Below are 22,640 nucleotides of genomic sequence, written 5' to 3'. Positions count from 1 at the left end.
ATCAGCGTTCCTACTCTAGTTGTCAGGGTACGCTCGCGATAGCCATTCCGATAGCTGACACGTCCATCACTTCGCTCATACGGCTCGGCATTCAATTGTTCGCTGGCCTGTCCTCGCAGCACCGCATCAAATACTTTTTCCAGTAATTTCGCCACCCCGTTCTCCCGATTTCCAAGCATAAGGTCTTTAAGAATTTCGTCTTCCAGTGTAAGATGTACTTGAGCCATGATCTCATTCCTTTCAGTTGTTAGTTTCGCAAAACCTATTATACCGAAAGCGAGCTCGTGGCTCTTTTTTATTTCTCAATTTACACCAAGTATACGGACTTTATCTTCTTTTTATCATAGTGATATCTATGCTTATTACTATTCTTTTTTTTAGTAAAGTTCAGGTTCTGGCTTCTGATACCAAAGCAAAAATTGATTTTACTCGGCAAGAAATTGATTTTATCCAAAAAAATCCTGTAATAAGGATGGGAATAGATCCCGATTTTGTACCTTTTGAATTTATTGACAATGATGGAAGCTACAAAGGCATTGCCAGTGATTATGTAGAATTGGTAAGTAAGAGAACCGGACTTGTTTTTGAGGTGAGCGAGGGATTGAGCTGGAATGAGGCATATAGTTTGGCTGTTGATAAGCAAATTGATATTTTGCCATGTGTGTCAAAAAACAGTGACCGGGAATTGCATTTTATTTTTTCTGATCCTTATTATCAATTCCAGAGAGTAATATATTTTAGCGAAAAGAATAAAGACATAAAAAATTTGGCTGATCTTGATGGACAAAGAGTAGCTGTGCAGGAAAATAGTTCTCATCACGGTTTCATAAAACTTTATAACAGCATAGAACCTGTTTTGTATAAAACAGTTGAAGAGGCTCTTGCTGCAGTTGCTACGGGCGAAGAAGTTGCTTATGTAGGCAATCTTGCAACCTCGAACTACATAATCAGGGAACAAGGAATTACAAATCTTAGTTATATTTCTTTGGCATCCACGGGAGATCAGTCATTATATTTTGCTGTACGGGATGACTGGTCTGTATTGGCTGATATTATAAATAAAGCACTTGCCGACATAACTATTGAAGAGAGAGTCAGAATTCATCAGAGATGGGTAGGGGTTGCCGAAGAACGCGATCTTACCTGGCTCTGGCGCAGTATAATTGCCAGTGTGGCGGCGTTGCTGTTAGTATTGGTGGTATCGATTTTTTGGATAAGCAGATTAAAACGTGAAATAGCTATGAGAGTAGATGCGCAAGAGCAATTAAAAAAAGCTGTTGAAGAGGCGGTTTCATTGAGACTGGAAGCAGAACAGTCAAAGATAGAAGCGGAAAAAGCCAATCAGACGAAATCAAGTTTTCTGGCAAGAATGTCACATGAAATAAGAACTCCCTTGCATGCAATAAATGGAATGGCACACTTGCTTTTCCGTACACCTCTCAATATTACTCAGCAGCAATACCTTGACAAAATACTCCAGGCCGGTAGAAATATGCTCTCTATAATCAATGATATATTAGATTTTTCCAAAATAGAGTCAGGCAAACTCGTAATGGAAAATATTTCTTTTGATTTAGATAATGTTCTGGAGCATGTGATTAATATAGTTCATCATAAGGCCGATGAAAAAAATCTTGATTTTGACGTTTTAAGACATGATGAAACTCCACGTTTCCTTATCGGTGATCCAATAAGAGTCGAACAAATATTAATAAATCTTCTCGGCAATGCAGTCAAATTTACGGAGTACGGTTTTGTAAGGCTGGAAATATCCTGTAATAATAAAAAATTAACCAGTGAACAAAATTTAGTTATTGATTGCATGTGCGAAATGGTCTTTACGGTTAGCGATAGCGGTATTGGCATGGCAAAAGAGCATCTGGATAATCTGTTTCAGCCTTTTTCGCAAGAGGATGCAAGTATTAACAGGAGATTTGGCGGCACCGGACTTGGATTATCAATTGTTAAGAGTTTTGTTGATATGATGAAAGGTAAGATAACTGTTAAGAGCGAACTTGGTAGAGGATCGGTTTTTGAAATAACTTTGCCTATGAATTGTGATTGCGGGAGAAAACAGGATATCGAAGAACACTCGGTTATGGCAGTATTATCTGGCAAAAGAGCACTTGTTTTAGCCAAAGCTGATAATAAGAGTAATCATATTGATGATTACTTAAAAACCTTGGGAATACTGACCGAGAAAGTAACTACTGAAAATGATGCGTTTGCTCTTATGGATAAGATAAAAGATGGTGATCATAGCAACTGTGACATTCTGGTATTTGATCATGATGCGTGTATACACGGAGGGATAAGCTTCTGGCAGGAGGTAAGAAAAACAAGACCTTGGATGCTGCAGGCTGTTAGTATAATAGTAGTTCCAATCAGCAGGGAGAGCTTGATGGAAGAGCTTGAAAATGAAGATATTGATGCAGGAATTACAAAACCTATTATTAGATCTGTTCTTTATAATGCTCTTGTGGGAGTGTTCCGCAAAAATATTATAAATACAGACATGAATTTGTCAGAAAATTCTGGTGAGATCTCTCAGTTATCTGATCAGAAATCAATTAGAAGAAACGCTGATCATCAGTTCGATATATCAGCAACAAAGTCAAAAGATGCAGGTATGTTTGCCGAATCAGTAACAAATACTAAAATACTCTTGATTGAGGATAATGAGGTTAATCAGATTATAGCTAAATCTATTCTTGAGCAGGAAGGATACAAAATTATTCTGGCAGAGAATGGTAAAATAGGCTATGAACTTTTCCAAAAGCACAAGAGTGAAATTGGTTTAATTCTTATGGATTTGCATATGCCTGTAATGAACGGCTTTGAATCGGCAGAGCTTATCAATGCAGAAATGCCTTCAATGCCTATTGTTGCAATGTCGGCAGATGCAATAGAAGGTATAAAGGCCAGATGCGAAAAAGCAGGAATGAAGTACTATATTAGTAAACCGTTTGAGCCAGATCAGATAATTACAAGAATAAAAGAAATTTTGCTAGAGAATAAAAATAAGCAAATAATTATTGACGAGTCTGATAATCATTCAAAAGTTAACAAAAATTATAATACAGAAATTATAAATATTGATGAAGGGCTAAAACGGCTTGGTGGGAATAAAGAACTTTACAAAGCCGTTCTAGAGGCCTTTGTAAGTGAAAACAAGATAATCTATGTCGAAATAAAAGATGCTTTAGACAAAAAAGATTATGCTAAAGCTGCGAATATATTTCATAAAATCAAAGGTAGTGCAGGCAATGTAAGTGCTAATGAGATGCATAAGGCTGCTGCAAGCCTGCAAAAAAAATTAGAAGAATTGGCAGAAAATGCAATCAGAGATGTTGAACTAAACACTCAGCAAGCGAGTCAACAGACTATGATTCAGGATAGTGAGAACAGAGAAACTGAGGTTTTAAATGAAGCTGCAGATTTCTATAATATAATTGAGCGCTTTATGAACAATTTAGATACTCTTGATTTTTGATTTGCATCTCAGACTATAATGCTTTACTATATTAACGTGTTTTTAGAGATAAAACTGTTTAATGTCCTTAAATTTTTCAAGGGGGAAAAATAAATGACAAGAATGATTGGTACAACTGTTCGAGGAGTTAGAGCGCCGATAGTTCGTCAGGGCGATGATCTGATAAAAATAGTTGCCGAGTCAGTTATTGATGCAGCCAAAAATGAAGGATTTTCACTTAATGATCGTGATGTTGTCGGTGTAACGGAATCTCTGTTGGCAAGAGCTCAGGGTAATTATGTTGATATCTCTGCGGTTGCTGCGGATATAAAGAAAAAATTTCCTGGTGATATAGTTGTGATATTTCCGATACTTAGCCGTAATCGTTTTGCAATCATACTTAGAAGCCTTGCAATGACAGGTAAAAAGATTACTGTAATGCTAAATTATCCTAGTGATGAGGTTGGCAATCATCTAATGGATGTGGATAAAATGGAGGCCGCAGGTATAAATCCTTACATAGATATACTTAGCGAAGAAGCTTACCGCTCACATTTCGGACATAGCTTTAAACATCCTTTTACTGGAATGGATTATATAGATTTGTATAAAAGTATGGCTGTTGATGGAAATATAGAGATTGTGCTGGCTAATGATTATCGTGCTGCCCTCAATTATTCCAAGGACGTGCTTGTTGCAAATATTCATGATCGTCATAAGCTTAAGAAAAAATTGCTGGAAGCTGGTGCAAGAACTGCTTTAGGTCTTGATGATATTCTTAATCAATCAGTTAACGGCAGTGGTTTTAATCCAGAATATGGACTTCTAGGTTCAAATCAGGCGGGAGATACCAGATTAAAGCTGTTTCCCAAAGACTGCAAAGAATTTGTTGAAGCTGTCCAGCAGGTCTTATTGCAAAAGACCGGTAAGAAAATTGAAGTTATGGTTTACGGAGATGGAGCTTTTAAAGACCCTCAGGGTAAAATATGGGAGCTTGCTGATCCTGTAGTTTCTCCCGGATACACTTCAGGGCTTGAAGGCACACCTAATGAAATAAAAATGAAGTATATTGTCGATAACGAACTAGAAGGGTTAGACAGTGATGCAACGGCAAAAGCCTTAAAAGAAAAAATTCTGACCAAGGATGCAGATCTTTTGGCTCAAAACGCTTCCGCAGGTACAACTCCAAGACAGCTGACAGATCTTCTTGGCAGCTTATTTGATCTTACAAGCGGCAGTGGAGATAAGGGAACCCCTATTGTTTTGGCACAAGGTTATTTTGATCATTATGCGGCTGAGTAAATAGTGGATAGTTTACAAATTATTTGGTTGTCTAAATCCATGTGCTACTCTAGAATCAGTATATAGGATGCATTTTAGAAAAGAGGAAGCACATGGATAAACTGAAATTCAAGCAAAGCCTGTTTCTTGTAGCCTTTGGTATTTGTTTATATCTGGGACTGCAGAATATTTCGGCAATCATGAAATTTATATCTGCACTGCAGGTTGTCATTCTGCCGCTCATATATGGATTTGTCATAGCATATTTGCTCAATATTCCTTATAAATGGTATCAGGATACGATTTTTGCATCGTGGAAGAAAAAAGGTGGCATAAAAGCCAGAATCTCTAAACATTTTTCCGTAATTCTTGCTTACCTTACCGTTCTTATCATAATTGTTTTCCTGTTCTGGATTATTTTGCCACAATTAATTACCAGTGTGACTTTGCTGGTACAAAATATTCCTTACTACATGTCTTCGGCTGAAAATCTGATTAATCGTTTTGTTGAAGATTTTGAACTGCAACAGTATATAACCGGCGAAATAACAGGAACATGGATTGTTGTTATTGAGAAGTATACTGGTCAGCTGGATGATCTTATACCCAATATAATTAATCATGTTATGAATGTAACCTCTGTAATTTTTAACCTTTTCATAGGCATAGCTTTTTCTGTTTATCTTATTTATAGCAAGGAAATATTAATTAAACAGATAAAGCGATTTATGCAGGCTTTCGGACCTCAAAAATACAATCAGCGTATTCAGGAACTAGCCTCCAGAACCAATTATCTTTTTACAAAATTTATTGCCGGAAATCTTCTTGACTCTTTAGTGGTTGGAATATTATGTTTCCTGGGGATGTCGCTTTTCAGATTCCCTTATCCGTTATTGGTAAGTGTAATAATAGGAGTAACGAACCTTATTCCGATTGTAGGACCTTTTATCGGTGCTGTTCCAGGAGCCCTTATAATTGTACTTGTTGATCCGATAAAAGCTTTGCTATTCCTGCTGTTTGTACTGGCTTTACAGCAAATAGATGGAAATGTGATTAAACCAAGACTGTTTGGTAATCAGGTAGGACTTCCCAGTCTTTGGGTTTTGCTGGCAATAGTTGTCGGTGGCAGGTTGTTCGGCATAGTAGGCATGTTGATAGGTGTACCGGTATTTGCTTTGATTTATTCAGTTACAGGAGAAATGATTGATAAAAAACTTGTTGATCAGGATGAGAATAAAAATAACGGCAGTTGAAAATGCAGCGCTGGTTTAGTATAAATTATAAAATGACCGAGTGGCAAAAGCCATTCGGTCATTTTTAGAATTCAGTGATAATTGCAGTTGCAATCTCATTAGTTTAGCATTGGATTATAAATCATTAATTCGGTTCTTATACCCCAAGAGCTGCTTGGTCGGCTACGACAACCAGATTAGAATGAAGTTGCAATATAGATGCCGGGACTTCTGGAGTTATGGGGCCGTATAATGCCTTTTTCAAAATTTCTTTTTTGTCGGCTCCTGTTACAACCAGGAGAATCTTTTCTGACTGCATTATTGAACGGATTCCCATTGTATAAGCCTTTTCTGGAACTTTGCTCATATCACCATCGAAAAAACGAGCATTTGCCTGACGAGTGCGTTCATCAAGAACAATACATTGCGTGTCAGTAGTAAAAGCGTCTGCAGGTTCATTAAATCCGATATGTCCATTATGTCCTATACCTAAGAGTTGAACATCGATTGGACCAAAACGTGAAATTACATTATCATAATCGCTGCATGCTTTTTTATCATTTGTTTCTTGTCCATCCGGAAGATAGGTATTATTCTTGTCTATATTGATATGATTGAAGAGCTGATTATTCATAAAATAACGATAACTCTGGGCATGATCTGCCGGTAATCCTTTATACTCATCGAGGTTTATTGTTTTTACAGCAGTAAAATCAATTTCATTTTTTGAATTCATTTTTATTAATTCCTGATAAAGACCGATCGGCGTACTGCCTGTCGCTAGACCAAGCACGCTTTCTGGGTTCATTGTAATTTGCGCTGCAATATATTGAGCGGCTTTCTGGCTTAATTCTTCATAGTTGCTTGTTGATATGATTCGCATAGCTACTCCTCTTTTTCATATATTTTTGTTGTTGATCCACTTTCAATCAGTTATTTACAATAGGTTTGAAAGATAGTTTCTACCAAGATTGTATACAACCTTCGATTAACAATTGTATTACTGTGAGTAAGCATTTACAAGTTCTTCTACCAATTATCATCAATATTTCTCTTTTCAATTGGCAGGCAGACATTGCAAAAGTCAAATTTATGTTTTATTACCAAAATCAGTGTTGACATTTCAGCATTATTTATTAGTTTTTTTCTTTGATATCAGGCAATTTTCGGGTATAATGTCTCCGTATTGATTTTCTCGTTTCACAATTAATCATTTCATTTAAGGGAGGATTCTATGGACAAGTTTTTTGGTATCTCAGCGGCTAAATCAAACGTCCGGACAGAAATCATTGCTGGTATAACGACATTTTTTACAATGGCGTATATCATCTTTGTTAATCCGGGCATGCTCAGCGTCACTGCGGGGGAAGAGTATTTTGGGTCTATCTTTATAGCAACCTGTCTGGCAGCAGCGGTTGGTACTCTAATGATGGGACTATATGCTAAACTGCCTTTTGCACAAGCTCCAGGTATGGGTCTGAATGCTTTTTTTGCATTCTCGGTTGCGACAGTTTACGGCTTCAATGGGGCACTTGCGGCTGTTCTTATCTCAGGTATTATCTTTATAATAATAACAATTGTAGGTTTGCGTGAGTCGATTGTTAAAGCAATTCCTCATAATTTGAAAATTGCTATTTCTGGTGGTATCGGTCTGTTCATTGCTTTTGTAGGGTTGCAAAATGCAGGTATAATTGTTAATGATGACTCTGTACTGGTTGGCTTTGCAAGTTTTTCATTACAGCAGGATGCATTCCCGTTTGCTCCACTGCTTGCTCTTATAGGTGTTGTTCTGATAGCGATTTTATACTATTTCAAAGTCAAAGGTTCAATTCTTATAGGTATCGTTGCTTGTACTATAATAGGTATACCTATGGGTGTAACCATTCTGCCTGAAGGTGTTACAACTTCAGGATTTGCGCAGAATTTTTCTGACTGGACAAACCTGGGCCTTTTCAAATTTGATTTTGGTGCTCTGATGGGCGATTCCTCAGGTGTTTTTGCCAGTGTTTTGACCATAATAACTGTAGTTATATCTTTTACTCTGGTTGATATGTTCGATACAATCGGAACCTTGGTAGGTACAGCTAAGCAGGCTAATATGCTTGACAAAGATGGTAATCTTCCTAATATGAAGAAAGCCATGATGTGTGATGCTGTTGCTACAACTGCCGGAGCTTGTATGGGAACATCGACAGTTACTACTTATATAGAATCAGGTGCAGGTATATCAGAAGGCGGTAAAACCGGTCTGACATCTGTTACTACAGGTATTCTGTTTATTCTTGCTATCTTCATTGCTCCGATTGCCGGAATCGTTCCTGCAGCGGCTACAGCACCTGCTTTGATTATAGTTGGTGTATTGATGATGGGCAGCATCAAAGAAATTAATTTCTCCGAAATGTCTGAGGCAGTACCTGCTTTCTTGACAATGGTTATGATGCCGCTTACTTATTCAATTGCAACCGGTATTGGTCTTGGTATAATATCTTATGTTCTGATCAAACTGTTCACAGGAAAGATCAAAGATATTTCTATTCTTACAGTCATTGTAGCAATTCTGTTTGTAATTAAGTTTATTTTGTAAAATTTGATTTAGATACAGCTGGATATAAAAAGAGCTGCCTTCAGAATGTGAAGTGCAGCTCTTTTTATGAAAATTTTATTTCATTAGAGATTCAAAAATCTTGAAAGCTCTTCGGGATCAAGTCTATAAACACTGCCATAACCTTCAAAAAAACCATGATCTCTGATCATATGAATATTCAGATCTGTCCAGCGCATCATTACACCTGTATCAAGCCTTCTTATAAGTGTCTGTCTCTTATCAACTTTCACATTATCCTGGAAAGGACAGGGGATTCTGCCCATATAATCTTCTACTTCAATTTCATATAGATCATTATAAATCATTGGTCTACCCAGACCAGGCATGGCAAAATTTGTTAGTTCTTGCATTTTATCTGCCAGAACACTATTTGATATGTTAAGTCGAGCCATTGTTTTGGCATCAGTCTGCAAAATATCTGCCAGATTTCTGGTATCCTCTCCTAGAAACCCATGTGCTGACAATGTTCCCGGTAGCATATTTGACTGAATTACCTCAAGTTCAGGACTTTGCTTCATATCGCACCTCCATTAGAATTTATCAAAAAAGACTTTATCCTCTGGTATACCTTTTTTGCCAAGAACGTCAAGACAAGCATTTATCATGCCTGGACTGCCACAAAGATAGGCTTCTTTATCCTCGCCGTCAGCTATAAACCGATCTACAACTTCTGTTATCAGGCCGACTTCACCATCCCAATTATCTTCCGGGTCTGGCTTTGATAGTGCAGGTATGAAACGGAAATTATCATGTTTTTTATCAAGATCGTAGAAGAAATCAAGATAATAAAGATCTTTCTTTGTAACTGCTCCAAAGAAAAAATTCATCTTTAGTTCCAGTTTTTTCTCAATAATATCAAGTACGATTGACCTAATGGGTGCCAGTCCTGATCCTCCTGCTATCATAACCAGCTCACTGCAATTGCCACGCAGATAAAAATCTCCGTATGGACCGCTGATTTTTACCGGATCGCCTTCTTGCAATTGAGTATGTACGAATGTTGTACAGATGCCATCAGGAACCTGTCGTATAATCAGTTCAATATGTTTATTATCAGACGGAACATTTGCTATCGAATAAGCTCTAAAAACACTTTCTTTCACCTTATTATAAGGTCTTGTATGGAATTGCATATATTGCCCTGCTTTGAAAGATACTGATTCTCCCTCAGGCAATTTAAGGCGTAATCCCTTTATATCATGAGTAAGCTGGTCCATTGTCTCAATTGTTGTCTGATATTCTTTTATGTTAAACAATTCTTCTGGAATAATAATTTTCAGATTTGTTTTAACTTTTACCTGGCAAGCCAGCCTGTAATTATTATCACGTTCTTCCTTGCTGAGATAAGGTTCCTCTGTTGGCAGCAAAGGTCCTGCACCTTCTAAAATCTGAACCTTGCAAAGACCGCAGGTTGCTTTGCCTCCGCAAGCGGAAGGTATAAATATTTTCTGGCCTGAAAGCGAAGATAAGAGCGAAGACCCCCCGTCTAGCTTAAGCACCTTATCCCCATTGTTTATATCTATTTCGCATTCGCCATAATTATTAAAAAAGTATTCCGCAATGACTATAATCAGTGCTAGTACAGCCGATATCAGCGAGACACTAAGAACAGTTGTGAGAATTTCCATCTTTTACAGCTCCCTTCTGTCAGGTAATGGTGAAAATACCGGAGAAACCAATAAAAGCCAGTGCCATGATACCGGTAATGATAAAGGCTATTCCAGGACCCTCCAGACCTTTAGGCAGTTTGTTTTTTGCTATTTGTTCACGAATAGCAGCAAGAGCACTGATAGCAAGCCACCAGCCAAGACCACTGCCCAGACCAAAAAGTAAAGACTGCAGGAAATTATAATCTCTGATAATCATAAACAAAGTAGTACCTAAAATTGCACAGTTAACTGTTATCAGAGGCAAGAATATTCCAAGTTTTACATGCAGGTCTGGCAGCAAACGATCCATTGCCATTTCTATAATCTGTACAGATGCCGCAATAATTATAATGAACAGAATATACTGAAGATATTCGAGTCCCAGAGGCACAATAACAAGTCTGTAAACAGCGAAATTTAATATCGTGGTAAAAACCATAACCAGCGTAACTGATTTACCAAGGCTTGAAGCTGTCTTATACTCCCCTGAAATAGATATATAAGAGCACATGCCCAGGAAATTTGAAAGTATCATATTGCTGGTAAGGATAGAAGCAAAAAAGATAATAAAAGGATTGATTCCATCTAGCATTTGTTATTCCTTTCCAGCCGTTTTACGACTTCTTGTTTTTGCCTGGAGCAAAGACATTAGATGTTACCCAGATTAATACACCTATCAGGAAGAAAGCTGCAGGCGGCATTACCATAATAGTCCAGGTTTCAAATCCCAGGAAATTGGCATCAAAACCAAAAATAGTACCAAAACCAAGATATTCACGGAAAAAAGCAATAATCATCAAAACAACGGTATAGCCTATGCCGGCAAAAAAACCATCCAGCATAGATAAAACGGGCGGGTTTTTCTGGGCAAAAGCCTCGGCACGTCCCATGATGATGCAATTAGTAATAATAAGACCAACATAAGGCCCCAGAGCCTTGCTGATATCAGTCATATTTGCTTTTAGAAAAATATCTACAAGTATTACATAGGATGCGATGATAAGTGTCTGTACAATCATTCTGATTCTGTGAGGAATCGCATTTCGCAAAAGTGAAATAGTAAGACTGGAAAAAGAAGTAACGAAGGTAAGTCCAAGTCCCATAACAAGAGAATTTGTCATCAGATTAGTAACAGCAAGGCTGGAACAGATACCTAGTATCTGACGCAAAACCTGATTTTCTTTCCAGATATTACGTGATATTACCTGTTTAATTCCTTCAGCCATTATTTGCCACCTCCATTTTGCTGACCGTATTATCGAGCAGGTCATTCAATATATTTAAAACCGCATTAGAGGTGGAAGTAGCACCTGTAATGGCATCAATCTGATTTCCGCCATCTTCGCCATATGCCAGCCTGGCTCCCGGGTCAATACTGATACCCCTGAACTGCTCTTTATATTGTAGCTCGTCAATTCTGCCGCCAAGGCCGGGAGTTTCGCTATGTTCTGTAAAAACAAGCCCTGTTATTTCTGTTAAATCGGGTGATAGCCCCAAATAGCCGTACATAGCTCCCCAAAGAGCTGCTCCCTGAAATGGCAGAGCATAAGCAATTATCTCGCCCTCTTGAGATACATATGCGTATAGATTGACACCGGAAAGTTCTGTTTCTTCTACATTTTCATCAAATCGCTCCAGAACTTCTGCGGCCGTTCCACCTTGATCAATATCAAAAATATAAAGAACCGCTTTACGATCATCCAGCAATTCGTTTTCTTCAATTTTAGGCAGGTAAAATGCATTAGCTCCTGCCAGCAGAAGTGCGAAAGCGGCACTTATTATCAGCATGAACACTATTGTATAAACAAAACTGCTCTTCATGCTGTCACCTTCTTTCTTTTCTTAAATTCTTTTACGTGCCGGTCAATCAAAGGCACAAATGCGTTAACTATCAGGATTGCAAACATAATTCCTTCTGTAAATAAAGAATATGTTCTGATTACCAAAGCTAGAATTCCAATAAGAGCTCCGTAAATATATCTGGAAGTATCCTGCTTGGGTGCTGATATAGGATCTGTTGCCATGAAAACAGTAGCAAACATAAATCCGCCGGAAAGCAAAGAGAATATGGGGTCGGTAGCAATAACTCCCGTGAAATAAAGTATGGAATTCAGAATCAAAAAAGAAAGAACACAAGACAGCATGATTCTCCAAGAGGCTGTCTTAGTAACTATAAGATAAATTGCAGCCAATATTATCAGGAGGGCACTTGTTTCTCCAAGTGAACCTGCTATGTTACCAAAAAACAGTCGACTGTATTCTGTCAAAATACCTTCGCGATTAAACTGAATCATAGGAGTTGCTGCAGAGATAGCATCGGCACTTGCAGTAAATCTGGCAAATCCACCGGGGAATCCGGTAAATGGAGCTGACCAGGTAACAGTCATATGAGCCGGAAAAGAAACATATATTAAACAACGCCCGACTAAAGCAGGATTGAATATATTTTTGCCAAATCCGCCGAAAACACATTTGCCGAAAATAACACCGAAAGCGATTCCGATTATTGCTACCCAATACGGAGTAGAAGGCGGCAGAGTAAGCGTAAACAACAGGCAAGTCACCAGAAGGGCTTCTGAAACTTTGGTCTTTGAACCGTTTATTAATCTCATTATGCCGTATTCACACAATAAACCGCTTATTGTTACAACTGCCAGAAGCGTAAGAGTACGCCAGCCAAAAAGGTAAACAGAGAGCAGAAGGATCGGCAAAAGGCTGATTAAAACCTTTGTCATCATTTTCTGCCTGAGGAAAACGTCTTTTATTTTTGTCATAATCTCCCCCGTGATCATAAACTTTGCCTAAGCTTGCCAATGTGATATTGTTACATATAAATAAGTCTTTAATTAAGTATATATCAACAACTGAAACTTGCAAATAATTAAAGTTAATAATTTGGAGAACTATTGATATGAGCAAAATATTGATTGTAGAAGATGAGAAATCCATAGGAGATTTGATAGAGTTAAATCTGAGTCTTGTGGGTCATAGTACAAAAAGGGCAGAAGATGGTGATAAGGCGTTATTCATGATTTCTAAAGAAGATTTTGACCTTGTGCTATTAGATGTAATGCTGCCTGGCAAAGATGGCTTTGAACTGGTTGATTTTTTTCGCAAAGCTGATTTGCCGGTTATTTTTCTGACTGCCCGCAATGCAGTTGCCGATAAAGTTCAAGGGCTTAGATTGGGTGCAGATGATTATATTACAAAGCCTTTTGAGGCTGCGGAGCTTCTGGCAAGAATAGATGCTGTCTTGAGAAGGGCAGGCAAGTCAGAAGATTCATATTTAATTAATGATGTATCCATAAATATTAATCAAAGGTCTGCACGCAAAGGAGCTGAAGAAATTGATTTAACTGCACAGGAATTTAATCTTCTGGAAGTTTTGATCTTAAATAGAAATATCGCATTATCACGTGAAAAACTTTTAGAATCGGCATGGGGATATGATTATTTAGGAGAAACAAGAACAGTAGATATACATATACAGCGCCTTCGCAAAAAAATGGGCTGGGAAAATTGTTTAAAAACTGTCTACAAATATGGCTATAGACTGGAGACAAATGAATGAAACTATGGCACAAAATTCTTCTGATAAGTCTTGGCTTGTATGCTTTGGCTTTTCATGCAGCTTCAATTTTTTTCTTAAGTGAAACTCATTTATATAATATTGAACAAGAAACCGGACGTGCTTTTGCTGACCAGACTATAATAAGAGAACGCGTAGAAGCCGGTATATTAGCAACCGGAATAGGAGTAGCAGATGATCCGGGTCTTCTTATGGAAAGATATTCTGTTTACTATAGCAGTCTGGGAATTGAACTGGGATTATATCAGATTAGCAGCAGTGAAATTTTCGGCAAAATTGAAATTGAGAATGTGAATCAGGAATTACTGGAATTTAGTACGCAAGAGCAAGCTTTATTGCAAAAAGCTGCCATTGGTACTGATATTTACCAAGACTCCGAAAAAAAATATAGCCTCTATGTGAGCAGCCGGCTGAGTGCAGCAGATGATTATATTCTTTTGTACAAGCGTGATATTACACAGCTTTATCAGCAGCGTGTTCTTATGATCAGGGCTTTTATTATAATTGATATAGTAACGGCGGTAGTTCTTGGTTTAACCGCTTATATTCTTGCCCGCAAAATAACAAGGCCTCTCGAAAGGCTTGGTAAAGCGTCTGAGGAAATAGCAGATGGCCAATATATCCATATTGAACAGGGTTCCAGAGACGAAACTGCAAGACTTATAAAATCATTTAACAAAATGAGTGAAGCAATCAGACAAAGAGAGCAGGATCTTCAAGAGCTGGCTAATCAAAGGCAAAATTTTATTGATAATCTTACGCATGAAATGAATACGCCTTTGACTGCGATTCAAGGATATGCTTCTCTTGTCCAGCAGGCAAAAATGTCTGTTGAGCAAAAGAATGAAGCTATGGAGATCATAGAAAAAGAAGCAAGACGATTGCGGGAACTTTATGACAAGCTGATGTCAATGATTATGGCTCGTTCCAAAACAATTGATTTTCAAGAGATTCCTTTACAAAATTATCTTGAAAACATTCGGAAGACAATGGCTCCACAGCTTGAGTCCAAAAACATTACACTGACAATAGATTGCCTTGTTGATCAGATCAGCGCCGATCCATTGCTTCTGGAAATTTTGCTGACAAATTTAATTAGAAATGCCATAACAGCAACTGAAAATGCTGAAAAAATGAAAAAAGATGTTCTTTCTGGAATTGAGAGCAGTGAAGCAACAAAAAACGGTGTTACAAAGAAAATTATTATCACGATCAAATCAAGCAAAAATAATCAGGTCAGTATAGAGGTAAAAGATTATGGTACAGGTATTTCAAAGGAACACATAAAACAAATTTTTGAACCTTTCTATCGTGAAGATAGATCCAGATCAAGGAAAACCGGAGGTGCAGGCCTGGGACTGGCATTATGTCAGGAAATTGCAGATCGGCATAATGGCAAGATAGACGTAATATCCGAACCAGGATTGGGAACAACGATGAAATTTGTTCTGCCTCAAGAATAGGTTGCCAGGCAATTTTTGTTTTCAGATAACATTTTACAACTCTGATACAAGTCGGTGTGGGGATAGAAACAGGAGCTTGATAGTATTTACTTAAAGAACAGGCGAAAACTATCCCTGAAAAAAAGGAGTGCATTAAAATGAAAAAAATTATTAAAAAAACGAGGACATCATTTTTGCTTATAGGCATGCTTTGTATGGTACTAATAGTGTCAGGTTGTCTCAGGGCACCGATAGAGCAGGGGGCGATTGTCAATCCGGTTAGTGCCGATACCGAGCTGGAAACACTTTTGCCGCCGGAAAGTGAAGACACAACTGAATCTGAAAAAGAAAGTCCAGAAAATACCGATGAAGAAAGCAGTGATGAAGAGACACTTGAATCAACAGTTAGTACAGAAGAAACTTCTGACCCTCGTCCTTCTGACCCGCTTGAGTCCACGATGATTATTCAACTGGAAGGCATGGATGAAGAAATACCTGTACTGCTTTACATAAGTGATCTTGGATATTCCATGTACTATGATCATCAAAGATACAATGTTATACAAACCACAGGCAGACTTGATGGTTCGATCAGAGTAGATGAGTACATGCCATCGACTCCGGCAGATGCCCTACCTGATATATATCTTCAAATAGGGCACTATCCGGAATTATCCGTAGAACAGGCTTTGGAAGAAATTACAAAACTCTTAAATCTGCAATACACTAATGTTGAGTTAGGTGGGAATACTGATATTGGTACAGATGATTTGAACGGCAGCCTGATTTATGCTTCCAATGGCAATAAATGGGATAGCGAAACAGCCAGAATAACAATAGTTTCTGATGGTAAAAACGGCAGCTATTTTTTCCATAGCGGTTATTTTACAGAAGCTGCAGAAGGTCATGGGGCTCGTTTTGAACAGCTTATGCAAAGCTTTCGCATAGACTAGATTTAATTATCATTAAGTATAGTCATAAATTCTTCCCCTGTTATTGTTTCTTTTTCCAACAGATAGCGCGATAATGCATGTAATTTCTCGATATTTGAATTCAAAATTTCTGTCGCTTTTACATGTGCCTTCTTTATTATCTTAAGAACCTCATAATCTATTTGAGCAGCCGTTTGAGCAGAGACCAGCAGTGTTGATTCTCCACCGAGATAGACATTGCTGGTTGTTTCTAGTGCCATCATATCAAAATGCTCACTCATACCAAATCTTGTAATCATTGATCTGGCTAGCTTGGTAGCCTGCTCTATATCATTGGCAGCACCTGAAGTCATGTTATCAAAAATCAGTTCTTCGGCTGCGCGTCCACCTGTATATGTGACTATTTTATTGAATATTTCATCTTTATTCATTAAAAATTGCTCGTTTTCTGCCACCTGCATCGTATAGCCTAATGCTCCCGAGGTTCTTGGTACAATAGTTATTTTATGAACAGGTGCGGAATCCTGCTGCGATGCAGCTACCAGTGCATGTCCTATTTCATGATAAGCTATTATTTCTTTTTCTTTAGGCATAATGGTAGCATTTTTTCTTTGATATCCGGCCAAAACAACTTCTACACTTTCCTCAAGATCTTCCTGTATAACTGAATCCCTTCCAGATCTTACAGCTCTGAGAGCTGCTTCGTTGATCATATTGGCAAGATCAGCACCTGATGCCCCTGCTGTTGCTCTGGCAACTGAGTGGCAATCGACATTCTGATCTATTTTTACTTGCTTTGAGTGTACTTGTAAAATTGCTTCTCTGCCCTGCAGATCAGGCAACTCCACCGGTATGCGCCGATCAAAGCGTCCTGGTCTCAAAAGAGCTTTGTCAAGACTGTCCGGCCTATTGGTTGCTGCTAGAATAACTACTCCCTTTTTGCCGTCAAATCCGTCCATTTCGGTCAGCAGCTGGTTTAATGTTTGTTCCCGTTCATCATTACCGCCGCTGATTCCTCCTGCCCCATCACGTTTTTTGCCAATAGTGTCAATTTCATCGATAAAGACTATGCAGGGTGCTTTTTCCGAAGCCTGCTTAAATAAATCACGTACTTTTGCCGCACCCATACCTACAAACATTTCTACAAATTCTGATCCGGAAATCGAAAAGAACGGTACATTTGCTTCTCCGGCAACTGCCTGAGCAAGTAAAGTTTTACCGGTGCCCGGAGGCCCTACAAGCAAAGCGCCTTTAGGTAATTTTGCTCCTATCTCGGAATACTTTTCAGGATTATGTAAAAAATCAACAATTTCAGTGAGGGCTTCTTTGGCTTCGTCTTGCCCGGCGACATCACTAAAAGTTTTTCCTGTCTGCGCCTGTACATATATTTTCGCATTGGATTTACCAAATGTCATAGCGTTTGAACCGCCCATTTTCTTTTGCATAAAAGAAATAAGAAATCTTCCCAGAAAAAAGAATATAGCTATAGGTACTACCCATGAAAACACGAATGTAAGAATCGGGGATAATTCTTTAGGTACAACTTTTGTAAAGATTACATTCGCATCATAGAGTCTATTTGTCAGCTCATCATCCGGCATAGCTCCGGTAGTGAAAACTTTTTCTTCATTTTCTATTTTTGCCGTATAATAAATGGAATTATCGCCAATTTCTACTTTTTCTATAAGACCTTCATCCAAATGCTGAAGGAATGTACCATAATCTGTTTCTGTAACATTTCCTTCCGTAAGCATCGGCAAAATAAAACCGTTTAGAAGCATCAGTGCGATAAATGCCATTATCGCATAATATATTAAAGGTTTTTTAGTGTTTTTATGCTCTTCCATCTTTTGTATCTCCTGCTTTTGATTAAGCTATTCAAGATTTTCTATTTGATTTTGTATATTAATGTAAAAAGTAAGACAGAAGCGTAACAAGTTGTGAACAAATATTAACTTAAAAAGAACGAGTCATTAATTTAGCATCCCACATTTTGATGTAATATAACCGAGTTTAATATAGATGAATAAAGAGCAAAGATCGTTTCGCAAAACTGACAACTTCTAGTTTGTTGACAGATTGTCTGCAAAAATAGTATAATAGCATATCTTTAATTTGATTTTTAGAATCGATGTAATATCGGAGAGGGATTAATATAATTATAAATATTGTTTTAGACACAGTTAAATCATGTTTGAAAAATAGTTAAAATTCTTGTTTTTACTTTTGGTTCAGTTGAATTTTTATTTTAGCTAAGAGGTCAAGTAAATGTCCTTGGTTTTTTATTGTGCTGAACAAGGGGGAAGATAAAAATTTGAACTGTTAAATAGATTTAGCAAAATAGATTAGAACACAGACAACATCAAGGAGGATGGATAATGAATACAACAGATATTGAAATGATCAGAAATAGAATGGTTGGAACCACCTGTACGCCTGCCAGTCTGGAAAAATGGAGGGATTGGAAATGGCAGATGCGTCATAGTATCAAAAGTGTTGATATGGTGGAGAAGGTTTTTGAAAAAAAGTTTGATCAGAATTTAAGAGCGAAGATAGAAAAAACATTAGAAAAATTCCCGATGGCGATAACCCCCTACTATTTATCTTTAGCCGATCCTGAAGATTTAGAAAATGATCCTGTCTTTAAGCAAGCTTTTCCAGATGAGAGGGAGTTATTTATCTCCAGACATGACATGAATGATCCACTGGCTGAGGATAAAGACAGTCCGGTACCAGGGCTTACACATCGCTATCCTGACAGGGTTTTGCTGCATGTAAGCAATACCTGTGCTATGTACTGCAGGCATTGTACGCGTAAGCGTAAAGTTGGTGATCGTGATAGTATTCCCGATCGTGAGCAGATTCTGGGAGGTATTGAATATATCCGTCAGAATTCTCAAGTGCGCGATGTTCTGCTCTCGGGCGGAGATCCTTTCATGCTGTCAGATGAATATATAGATTGGATTTTGCAAAAAGTTTCTGAAATTCCTCATGTAGAAGTTATACGTATAGGTACCAGAACGCCGGTTGTTCTGCCTTATAGAATAACAGATGAATTGGTGAGTGTATTAGAAAAATATGAAAATCTATGGATCAATACTCACTTTAACCATCCTCGTGAAGTAACCGGTTCAGCCCGCAGAGCTTTGCGCAAACTTTGGAAAGCAGGGATACCCTTGGGTAATCAGTCGGTTCTTTTGTCTGATGTTAATGATTGTCCACGTATAATGAAACGGCTTGTACATATGCTGGTTAAAAATAGGGTCAGACCATATTATATATATCAATGTGATTTATCGGAAGGTCTGGAACATTTCCGCACCTCTATAGGAAAAGGCATAGAGATAATGGAAAGCCTGAGAGGACATACCAGTGGCTTTGCTGTACCTACATATGTTGTTGATGCTCCGGGTGGCGGTGGTAAAATTCCCGTAGGACCTAATTACCTTGTATCATGGTCTACTAATAAAGCTATTTTGAGAAATTTTGAAGGCGTAATTACTACATATAAAGAACCTGATGAATATCGCCACACTTTTTGTGATCTTAATTGTGAAGACTGTAATTTACAGCTTAAACTGGATGACTCTGATGAGGAAAAGGCTGTTGGGATAGAAAGGCTCTTATCCGATTATGATGAAATGATCACTTTAACCCCTTCCTATCTGGAAGCAGAATCCGAAAGCAAGGCATAAGTGTACAAGAAAGGATGATTATGTTCGACCAGATTACAACTATTGAAAACGGAGTAATACATCATGGAGAGCAAAATAAACGCATATATGTTATGAAAGCTCCGACAGAAAACATGCCACGTTTTTTTACTAGAATTGAAGATATGGCAGGTGAGAGTAATTATGAAAAAATCGTAGCAAAAATACCTTTTTCGTTGCAGGATGTGCTTTTACAAAGAGGTTATGAATGTGAAGCCTCTATTCCGGCCTTTTATAAAGGCGAAGAAGATTGCTGTCTTATGAGCAAATTTCTTAAAGAAGATCGTAGAAATATTTCTGATGAAAAAATTATTTCAGATGTTCTTATGACAGCCAAGGGTTGTATTCCAGTAATAAAAAAAATGGCTTTGCCGGAAGGTATGCTTTGCCGTAGAGCAGGTAAGGATGATGCTGAATCGATGACTGTTTTATACCGTCAGGTTTTTGCCAGTTATCCTTTTCCCATCCATCAGCCGGAATATATTGTTGAAACAATGGATGACAATGTTATTTATCATGGTATATGGCAGCATGGAAAGCTTATTGCTCTTGCTTCCAGCGAATTAGATCGTGATCAAAAAAATGCCGAGATGACCGATTTTGCGGTTAACCCTGATCACAGAGGGCAAAATCTATCATCGTATTTACTCCAGCAGATGGAAAAAGATCTCAGAGAAAATGAAAGTATTTTGACTTTATATACTATTGCCAGAGCTGCTTCTCACGGAATGAATTGTACTTTTGCCAAAAATGGCTATAAATACAGTGGCACACTGGTAAATAATACGCAGATAGCAGGTAAAATAGAAAGTATGAATATCTGGTATAAAAAAGCTTGATTTATTCCTTTCTATTTATTGTCGGATAATAGAAAATATTAATAAAACGTCTTAAGATCTGGTTTTCGGGCATGTTAATCAATATGAATAACATGCCCGGATTTACTTTTGCAGATTTTTTTGATTCTGGCAGCATGTTCTGTCAGTTCGTAAATATCCATGAATCTGCAGTTTTTTACTGATATTCCAGCAATAGATAGTGTGCACAAATCAAATTGTGTAAGTTGCCCATCTCTGGATTTTGAAATAAATGCATTATTTTGCAGATCACATTGATCATAGTGAGCCGTTTTGTGATTTTCGAAAATTTCAATTGTCTTACAGGAAAATGTTTCCGCTTTATTAAAAGGCAAAACAACAATAAAATCATCGCCACCAACATGGCCAATAAAAGTTTCTGAGGGGCTGATTTCCTCACTGGCTTTGCGCAGACATTCACCTAAACTGTACAGAAATCTGTCACCACGCATAATGCCATACCTGTCATTATATGCTTTGAAATTATCCACATCTACATAAAGAACGCAGCTTGCATCTGAATTTCTTTCTGATGTACAAATACTAAGGGTTTCCTGTATTTTTTCGTTTATCAGACGGTTTCCAGGCAGCTGTGTCAGTGGATTAATATGTCTTGCTGCTTCGATCTTGATTTTTGAAATATGCTCAAGAATATCTTTTATTGAAACGATACCATAATATTTACCTGCTTTTGTGATGATTATGCTTTGATATAGCTTATCTACATGTCTTGACATTGCCATTTGAGAAATTTTGTTTATCTCTGAATTATATTCAGCTATAAGAGGGTTTTCATCCATGACAAAAGAAACTGCTCTGTTCATATAGAGGTCATATCCGAATCTGGTTCCCAGTTTGCTGTAAAAATTATTACGAGAAATCAGCCCTGTAACTCTCAAACTCTCAGGTTCAATTACTGTAATACTATATTCTTCAGGATTGTTCTTAAAATAATCGGCAGCGTCATGCCCTCTGTGCTCAGAAGTGAGATAAGGTTTGTTTACAGCAATAACACCAATTATGTTTTCTTTGTTCAAGGCGTTTTTATAAGCCCCGGAATATCTGCATATTTGACTAATAATGGCTTCTGGTAAATCTTTAATTTCTGAGTCAGGTGGCGAAATATAATAGCCTTGACCATAATGCACACCCATTCTTACTAATGTGCAAAGCTCTTCCTGGGTTTCAATGCCTTCTGCTATCATCATGATATTGCAGCTATTGCAGAAATTCAGTAAGGATTCGACAAGTGTCTGCTTGATCTGATCCTGATTAATATCTCTGATTAAGTCCATGTCAATTTTCAAAAATCTAGGCTTTACCTGAGCAATGATATTTAGACCTGAATATCCGGATCCAACATCATCAATTGCCAGTTGGAATTTCTGATCCGTATAATGACGAATTGCCTGCTTGAAAACAGGTAAATCTCTAACGGCGCTTTTTTCAGTTATTTCAAGTACTATCTGATCGGGGCTTAAATTGTTTTCTTCAATAAACGCCATGGTAAAGCCTTGCCTGAATCGACTATCTTCTATTACGGCAGGATCAATATTCAGAAAAAGCATCAAATCATGATGGTTTCCTGTTTTTTCGGCAAAAGATAGTATTGCTCTGTGTCGGCACAAATAATCTAATTCCCACAATCTATTATTGAATCTGGCTATGCCGAATAGTTCATCCGGATTATAGAGAAAACTCCCACGCGGTCCACGGCTTAATGCTTCGTAGCCCAGAACTTTGCCATCTGAAAGTGATACCACAGGTTGAAAAACTGTCATAATATTTTCTCTTTCTAAAATCTGAATCAAAGCATCTTTCTGAGTAGAAACTGATAGCATTTTGCGATCCTTTCAAAAATATTTTGT

General features: G+C 37.7%; 19 protein-coding genes. 9 read left to right on the top strand and 10 right to left on the bottom strand.

The genetic code is table 11. The features are described from left to right. Positions 1 to 227 (bottom strand): transposase (locus AC0KSB_RS01765; protein WP_472305606.1); only part of this gene is annotated, 227 nt, incomplete at its 3' end. A gap of 128 nt (positions 228 to 355) precedes the next feature. On the opposite strand from AC0KSB_RS01765, the gene AC0KSB_RS01760 reads away from it, so the two are divergent. The 3 genes from AC0KSB_RS01760 (at position 356) to AC0KSB_RS01750 (ending at position 6,006) form a co-directional block, all read left to right on the top strand. Next, a complete protein-coding gene (locus AC0KSB_RS01760; RefSeq protein ID WP_472306112.1) occupies positions 356 to 3,493 on the top strand; it encodes an ATP-binding protein in 3,138 nt (1,045 codons plus the stop codon). 93 nt (positions 3,494 to 3,586) lie between these two features. Beyond that, a complete protein-coding gene (locus AC0KSB_RS01755) occupies positions 3,587 to 4,774 on the top strand; it encodes a coenzyme F420-0:L-glutamate ligase (protein WP_472306111.1) in 1,188 nt (395 codons plus the stop codon). Positions 4,775 to 4,866: 92 nt separating this feature from the next. Continuing rightward, positions 4,867 to 6,006 (top strand): AI-2E family transporter, encoded by a 1,140-nt coding sequence (locus tag AC0KSB_RS01750; RefSeq protein WP_472306109.1) that lies wholly within the window; start codon positions 4,867 to 4,869, stop codon positions 6,004 to 6,006. A 136-nt stretch (positions 6,007 to 6,142) separates the two neighbouring features. Here AC0KSB_RS01750 and nagB read toward each other — a convergent pair whose 3' ends face one another. Further along, complete coding sequence (gene nagB, locus AC0KSB_RS01745; protein ID WP_472306107.1) at positions 6,143 to 6,868, bottom strand: glucosamine-6-phosphate deaminase; 726 nt, start codon at positions 6,866 to 6,868, stop codon at positions 6,143 to 6,145. 351 nt (positions 6,869 to 7,219) lie between these two features. Between nagB and AC0KSB_RS01740 the strand changes: the two genes are divergently transcribed. Continuing rightward, complete coding sequence (locus AC0KSB_RS01740; protein ID WP_472306105.1) at positions 7,220 to 8,569, top strand: NCS2 family permease; 1,350 nt, start codon at positions 7,220 to 7,222, stop codon at positions 8,567 to 8,569. A gap of 83 nt (positions 8,570 to 8,652) precedes the next feature. Here the strand turns inward: AC0KSB_RS01740 and AC0KSB_RS01735 are convergent, their stop codons facing one another. The 6 genes from AC0KSB_RS01735 to AC0KSB_RS01710 are packed head-to-tail and all read right to left on the bottom strand — an operon-like array spanning position 8,653 to position 13,013. After that, entirely contained in the window at positions 8,653 to 9,108 is a 456-nt protein-coding gene (locus AC0KSB_RS01735; protein WP_472306103.1) for a hypothetical protein, read from the bottom strand. 12 nt (positions 9,109 to 9,120) lie between these two features. After that, positions 9,121 to 10,218, bottom strand: coding sequence for an FAD-binding oxidoreductase (locus tag AC0KSB_RS01730; RefSeq protein WP_472306101.1), 1,098 nt, complete (start codon positions 10,216 to 10,218; stop codon positions 9,121 to 9,123). A 19-nt stretch (positions 10,219 to 10,237) separates the two neighbouring features. Further along, positions 10,238 to 10,831: an Rnf-Nqr domain containing protein gene (locus AC0KSB_RS01725; protein ID WP_472306099.1), complete on the bottom strand. Its 594-nt coding sequence runs from the start codon at positions 10,829 to 10,831 to the stop codon at positions 10,238 to 10,240. A 22-nt stretch (positions 10,832 to 10,853) separates the two neighbouring features. Next, entirely contained in the window at positions 10,854 to 11,465 is a 612-nt protein-coding gene (locus tag AC0KSB_RS01720; protein WP_472306097.1) for an NADH:ubiquinone reductase (Na(+)-transporting) subunit D, read from the bottom strand. After that, positions 11,458 to 12,060, bottom strand: a complete 603-nt coding sequence (locus tag AC0KSB_RS01715) for an FMN-binding protein (protein ID WP_472306095.1) — start codon at positions 12,058 to 12,060, stop codon at positions 11,458 to 11,460. Before AC0KSB_RS01715 ends, AC0KSB_RS01720 begins: the two co-directional genes overlap by 8 nt. Next, positions 12,057 to 13,013 (bottom strand): RnfABCDGE type electron transport complex subunit D, encoded by a 957-nt coding sequence (locus AC0KSB_RS01710; protein ID WP_472306093.1) that lies wholly within the window; start codon positions 13,011 to 13,013, stop codon positions 12,057 to 12,059. Before AC0KSB_RS01710 ends, AC0KSB_RS01715 begins: the two co-directional genes overlap by 4 nt. Before the next feature lie 137 nt (positions 13,014 to 13,150). Between AC0KSB_RS01710 and AC0KSB_RS01705 the strand changes: the two genes are divergently transcribed. The 3 genes from AC0KSB_RS01705 (at position 13,151) to AC0KSB_RS01695 (ending at position 16,223) form a co-directional block, all read left to right on the top strand. Continuing rightward, on the top strand, positions 13,151 to 13,810 hold the full coding sequence (locus tag AC0KSB_RS01705) for a response regulator transcription factor (RefSeq protein WP_472306091.1): 660 nt from the start codon (positions 13,151 to 13,153) through the stop codon (positions 13,808 to 13,810). Next, positions 13,807 to 15,291 carry a sensor histidine kinase gene (locus tag AC0KSB_RS01700; RefSeq protein ID WP_472306089.1) on the top strand — a complete coding sequence of 495 codons (1,485 nt, stop codon included), beginning with the start codon at positions 13,807 to 13,809 and terminating at the stop codon, positions 15,289 to 15,291. The genes AC0KSB_RS01705 and AC0KSB_RS01700 overlap by 4 nt, the downstream gene beginning before the upstream one ends. A 137-nt stretch (positions 15,292 to 15,428) precedes the next feature. After that, on the top strand, positions 15,429 to 16,223 hold the full coding sequence (locus tag AC0KSB_RS01695; RefSeq protein WP_472306087.1) for a hypothetical protein: 795 nt from the start codon (positions 15,429 to 15,431) through the stop codon (positions 16,221 to 16,223). A 2-nt stretch (positions 16,224 to 16,225) separates the two neighbouring features. Here AC0KSB_RS01695 and ftsH read toward each other — a convergent pair whose 3' ends face one another. Then, positions 16,226 to 18,049 (bottom strand): ATP-dependent zinc metalloprotease FtsH, encoded by a 1,824-nt coding sequence (ftsH, locus tag AC0KSB_RS01690; protein WP_472306086.1) that lies wholly within the window; start codon positions 18,047 to 18,049, stop codon positions 16,226 to 16,228. A gap of 531 nt (positions 18,050 to 18,580) precedes the next feature. Here ftsH and kamA point away from each other — a divergent pair. Both kamA and ablB read left to right on the top strand, forming a co-directional pair. Continuing rightward, positions 18,581 to 19,897, top strand: coding sequence for a lysine 2,3-aminomutase (kamA, locus tag AC0KSB_RS01685; RefSeq protein ID WP_472306084.1), 1,317 nt, complete (start codon positions 18,581 to 18,583; stop codon positions 19,895 to 19,897). 20 nt (positions 19,898 to 19,917) lie between these two features. Next, the gene (gene ablB / locus AC0KSB_RS01680; protein WP_472306082.1) at positions 19,918 to 20,754 is read left to right on the top strand and encodes a putative beta-lysine N-acetyltransferase; all 837 of its coding nucleotides are present in this window, start codon (positions 19,918 to 19,920) and stop codon (positions 20,752 to 20,754) included. A 74-nt stretch (positions 20,755 to 20,828) separates the two neighbouring features. On the opposite strand, the gene AC0KSB_RS01675 is transcribed toward ablB, so the two are convergent. Then, positions 20,829 to 22,613 (bottom strand): EAL domain-containing protein, encoded by a 1,785-nt coding sequence (locus AC0KSB_RS01675; RefSeq protein WP_472306080.1) that lies wholly within the window; start codon positions 22,611 to 22,613, stop codon positions 20,829 to 20,831. Positions 22,614 to 22,640: the final 27 nt, after the last annotated feature.

This window comes from Ercella succinigenes, assembly GCF_900002895.1.
Note: the sequence above shows the minus strand (reverse complement) of the source record. Positions and strands in the feature narration are given on the sequence as shown.

Bases quoted from the DNA above. Each gene is read 5' to 3' on its own strand.
- AC0KSB_RS01760 (WP_472306112.1), top strand. From the start codon at position 356: ATGCTTATTACTATTCTTTTTTTTAGTAAAGTTCAGGTTCTGGCTTCT.
- AC0KSB_RS01755 (WP_472306111.1), top strand. From the start codon at position 3,587: ATGACAAGAATGATTGGTACAACTGTTCGAGGAGTTAGAGCGCCGATA.
- AC0KSB_RS01750 (WP_472306109.1), top strand. From the start codon at position 4,867: ATGGATAAACTGAAATTCAAGCAAAGCCTGTTTCTTGTAGCCTTTGGT.
- nagB (WP_472306107.1), bottom strand. From the start codon at position 6,868: ATGCGAATCATATCAACAAGCAACTATGAAGAATTAAGCCAGAAAGCC.
- AC0KSB_RS01740 (WP_472306105.1), top strand. From the start codon at position 7,220: ATGGACAAGTTTTTTGGTATCTCAGCGGCTAAATCAAACGTCCGGACA.
- AC0KSB_RS01735 (WP_472306103.1), bottom strand. From the start codon at position 9,108: ATGAAGCAAAGTCCTGAACTTGAGGTAATTCAGTCAAATATGCTACCG.
- AC0KSB_RS01730 (WP_472306101.1), bottom strand. From the start codon at position 10,218: ATGGAAATTCTCACAACTGTTCTTAGTGTCTCGCTGATATCGGCTGTA.
- AC0KSB_RS01725 (WP_472306099.1), bottom strand. From the start codon at position 10,831: ATGCTAGATGGAATCAATCCTTTTATTATCTTTTTTGCTTCTATCCTT.
- AC0KSB_RS01720 (WP_472306097.1), bottom strand. From the start codon at position 11,465: ATGGCTGAAGGAATTAAACAGGTAATATCACGTAATATCTGGAAAGAA.
- AC0KSB_RS01715 (WP_472306095.1), bottom strand. From the start codon at position 12,060: ATGAAGAGCAGTTTTGTTTATACAATAGTGTTCATGCTGATAATAAGT.
- AC0KSB_RS01710 (WP_472306093.1), bottom strand. From the start codon at position 13,013: ATGACAAAAATAAAAGACGTTTTCCTCAGGCAGAAAATGATGACAAAG.
- AC0KSB_RS01705 (WP_472306091.1), top strand. From the start codon at position 13,151: ATGAGCAAAATATTGATTGTAGAAGATGAGAAATCCATAGGAGATTTG.
- AC0KSB_RS01700 (WP_472306089.1), top strand. From the start codon at position 13,807: ATGAAACTATGGCACAAAATTCTTCTGATAAGTCTTGGCTTGTATGCT.
- AC0KSB_RS01695 (WP_472306087.1), top strand. From the start codon at position 15,429: ATGAAAAAAATTATTAAAAAAACGAGGACATCATTTTTGCTTATAGGC.
- ftsH (WP_472306086.1), bottom strand. From the start codon at position 18,049: ATGGAAGAGCATAAAAACACTAAAAAACCTTTAATATATTATGCGATA.
- kamA (WP_472306084.1), top strand. From the start codon at position 18,581: ATGAATACAACAGATATTGAAATGATCAGAAATAGAATGGTTGGAACC.
- ablB (WP_472306082.1), top strand. From the start codon at position 19,918: ATGTTCGACCAGATTACAACTATTGAAAACGGAGTAATACATCATGGA.
- AC0KSB_RS01675 (WP_472306080.1), bottom strand. From the start codon at position 22,613: ATGCTATCAGTTTCTACTCAGAAAGATGCTTTGATTCAGATTTTAGAA.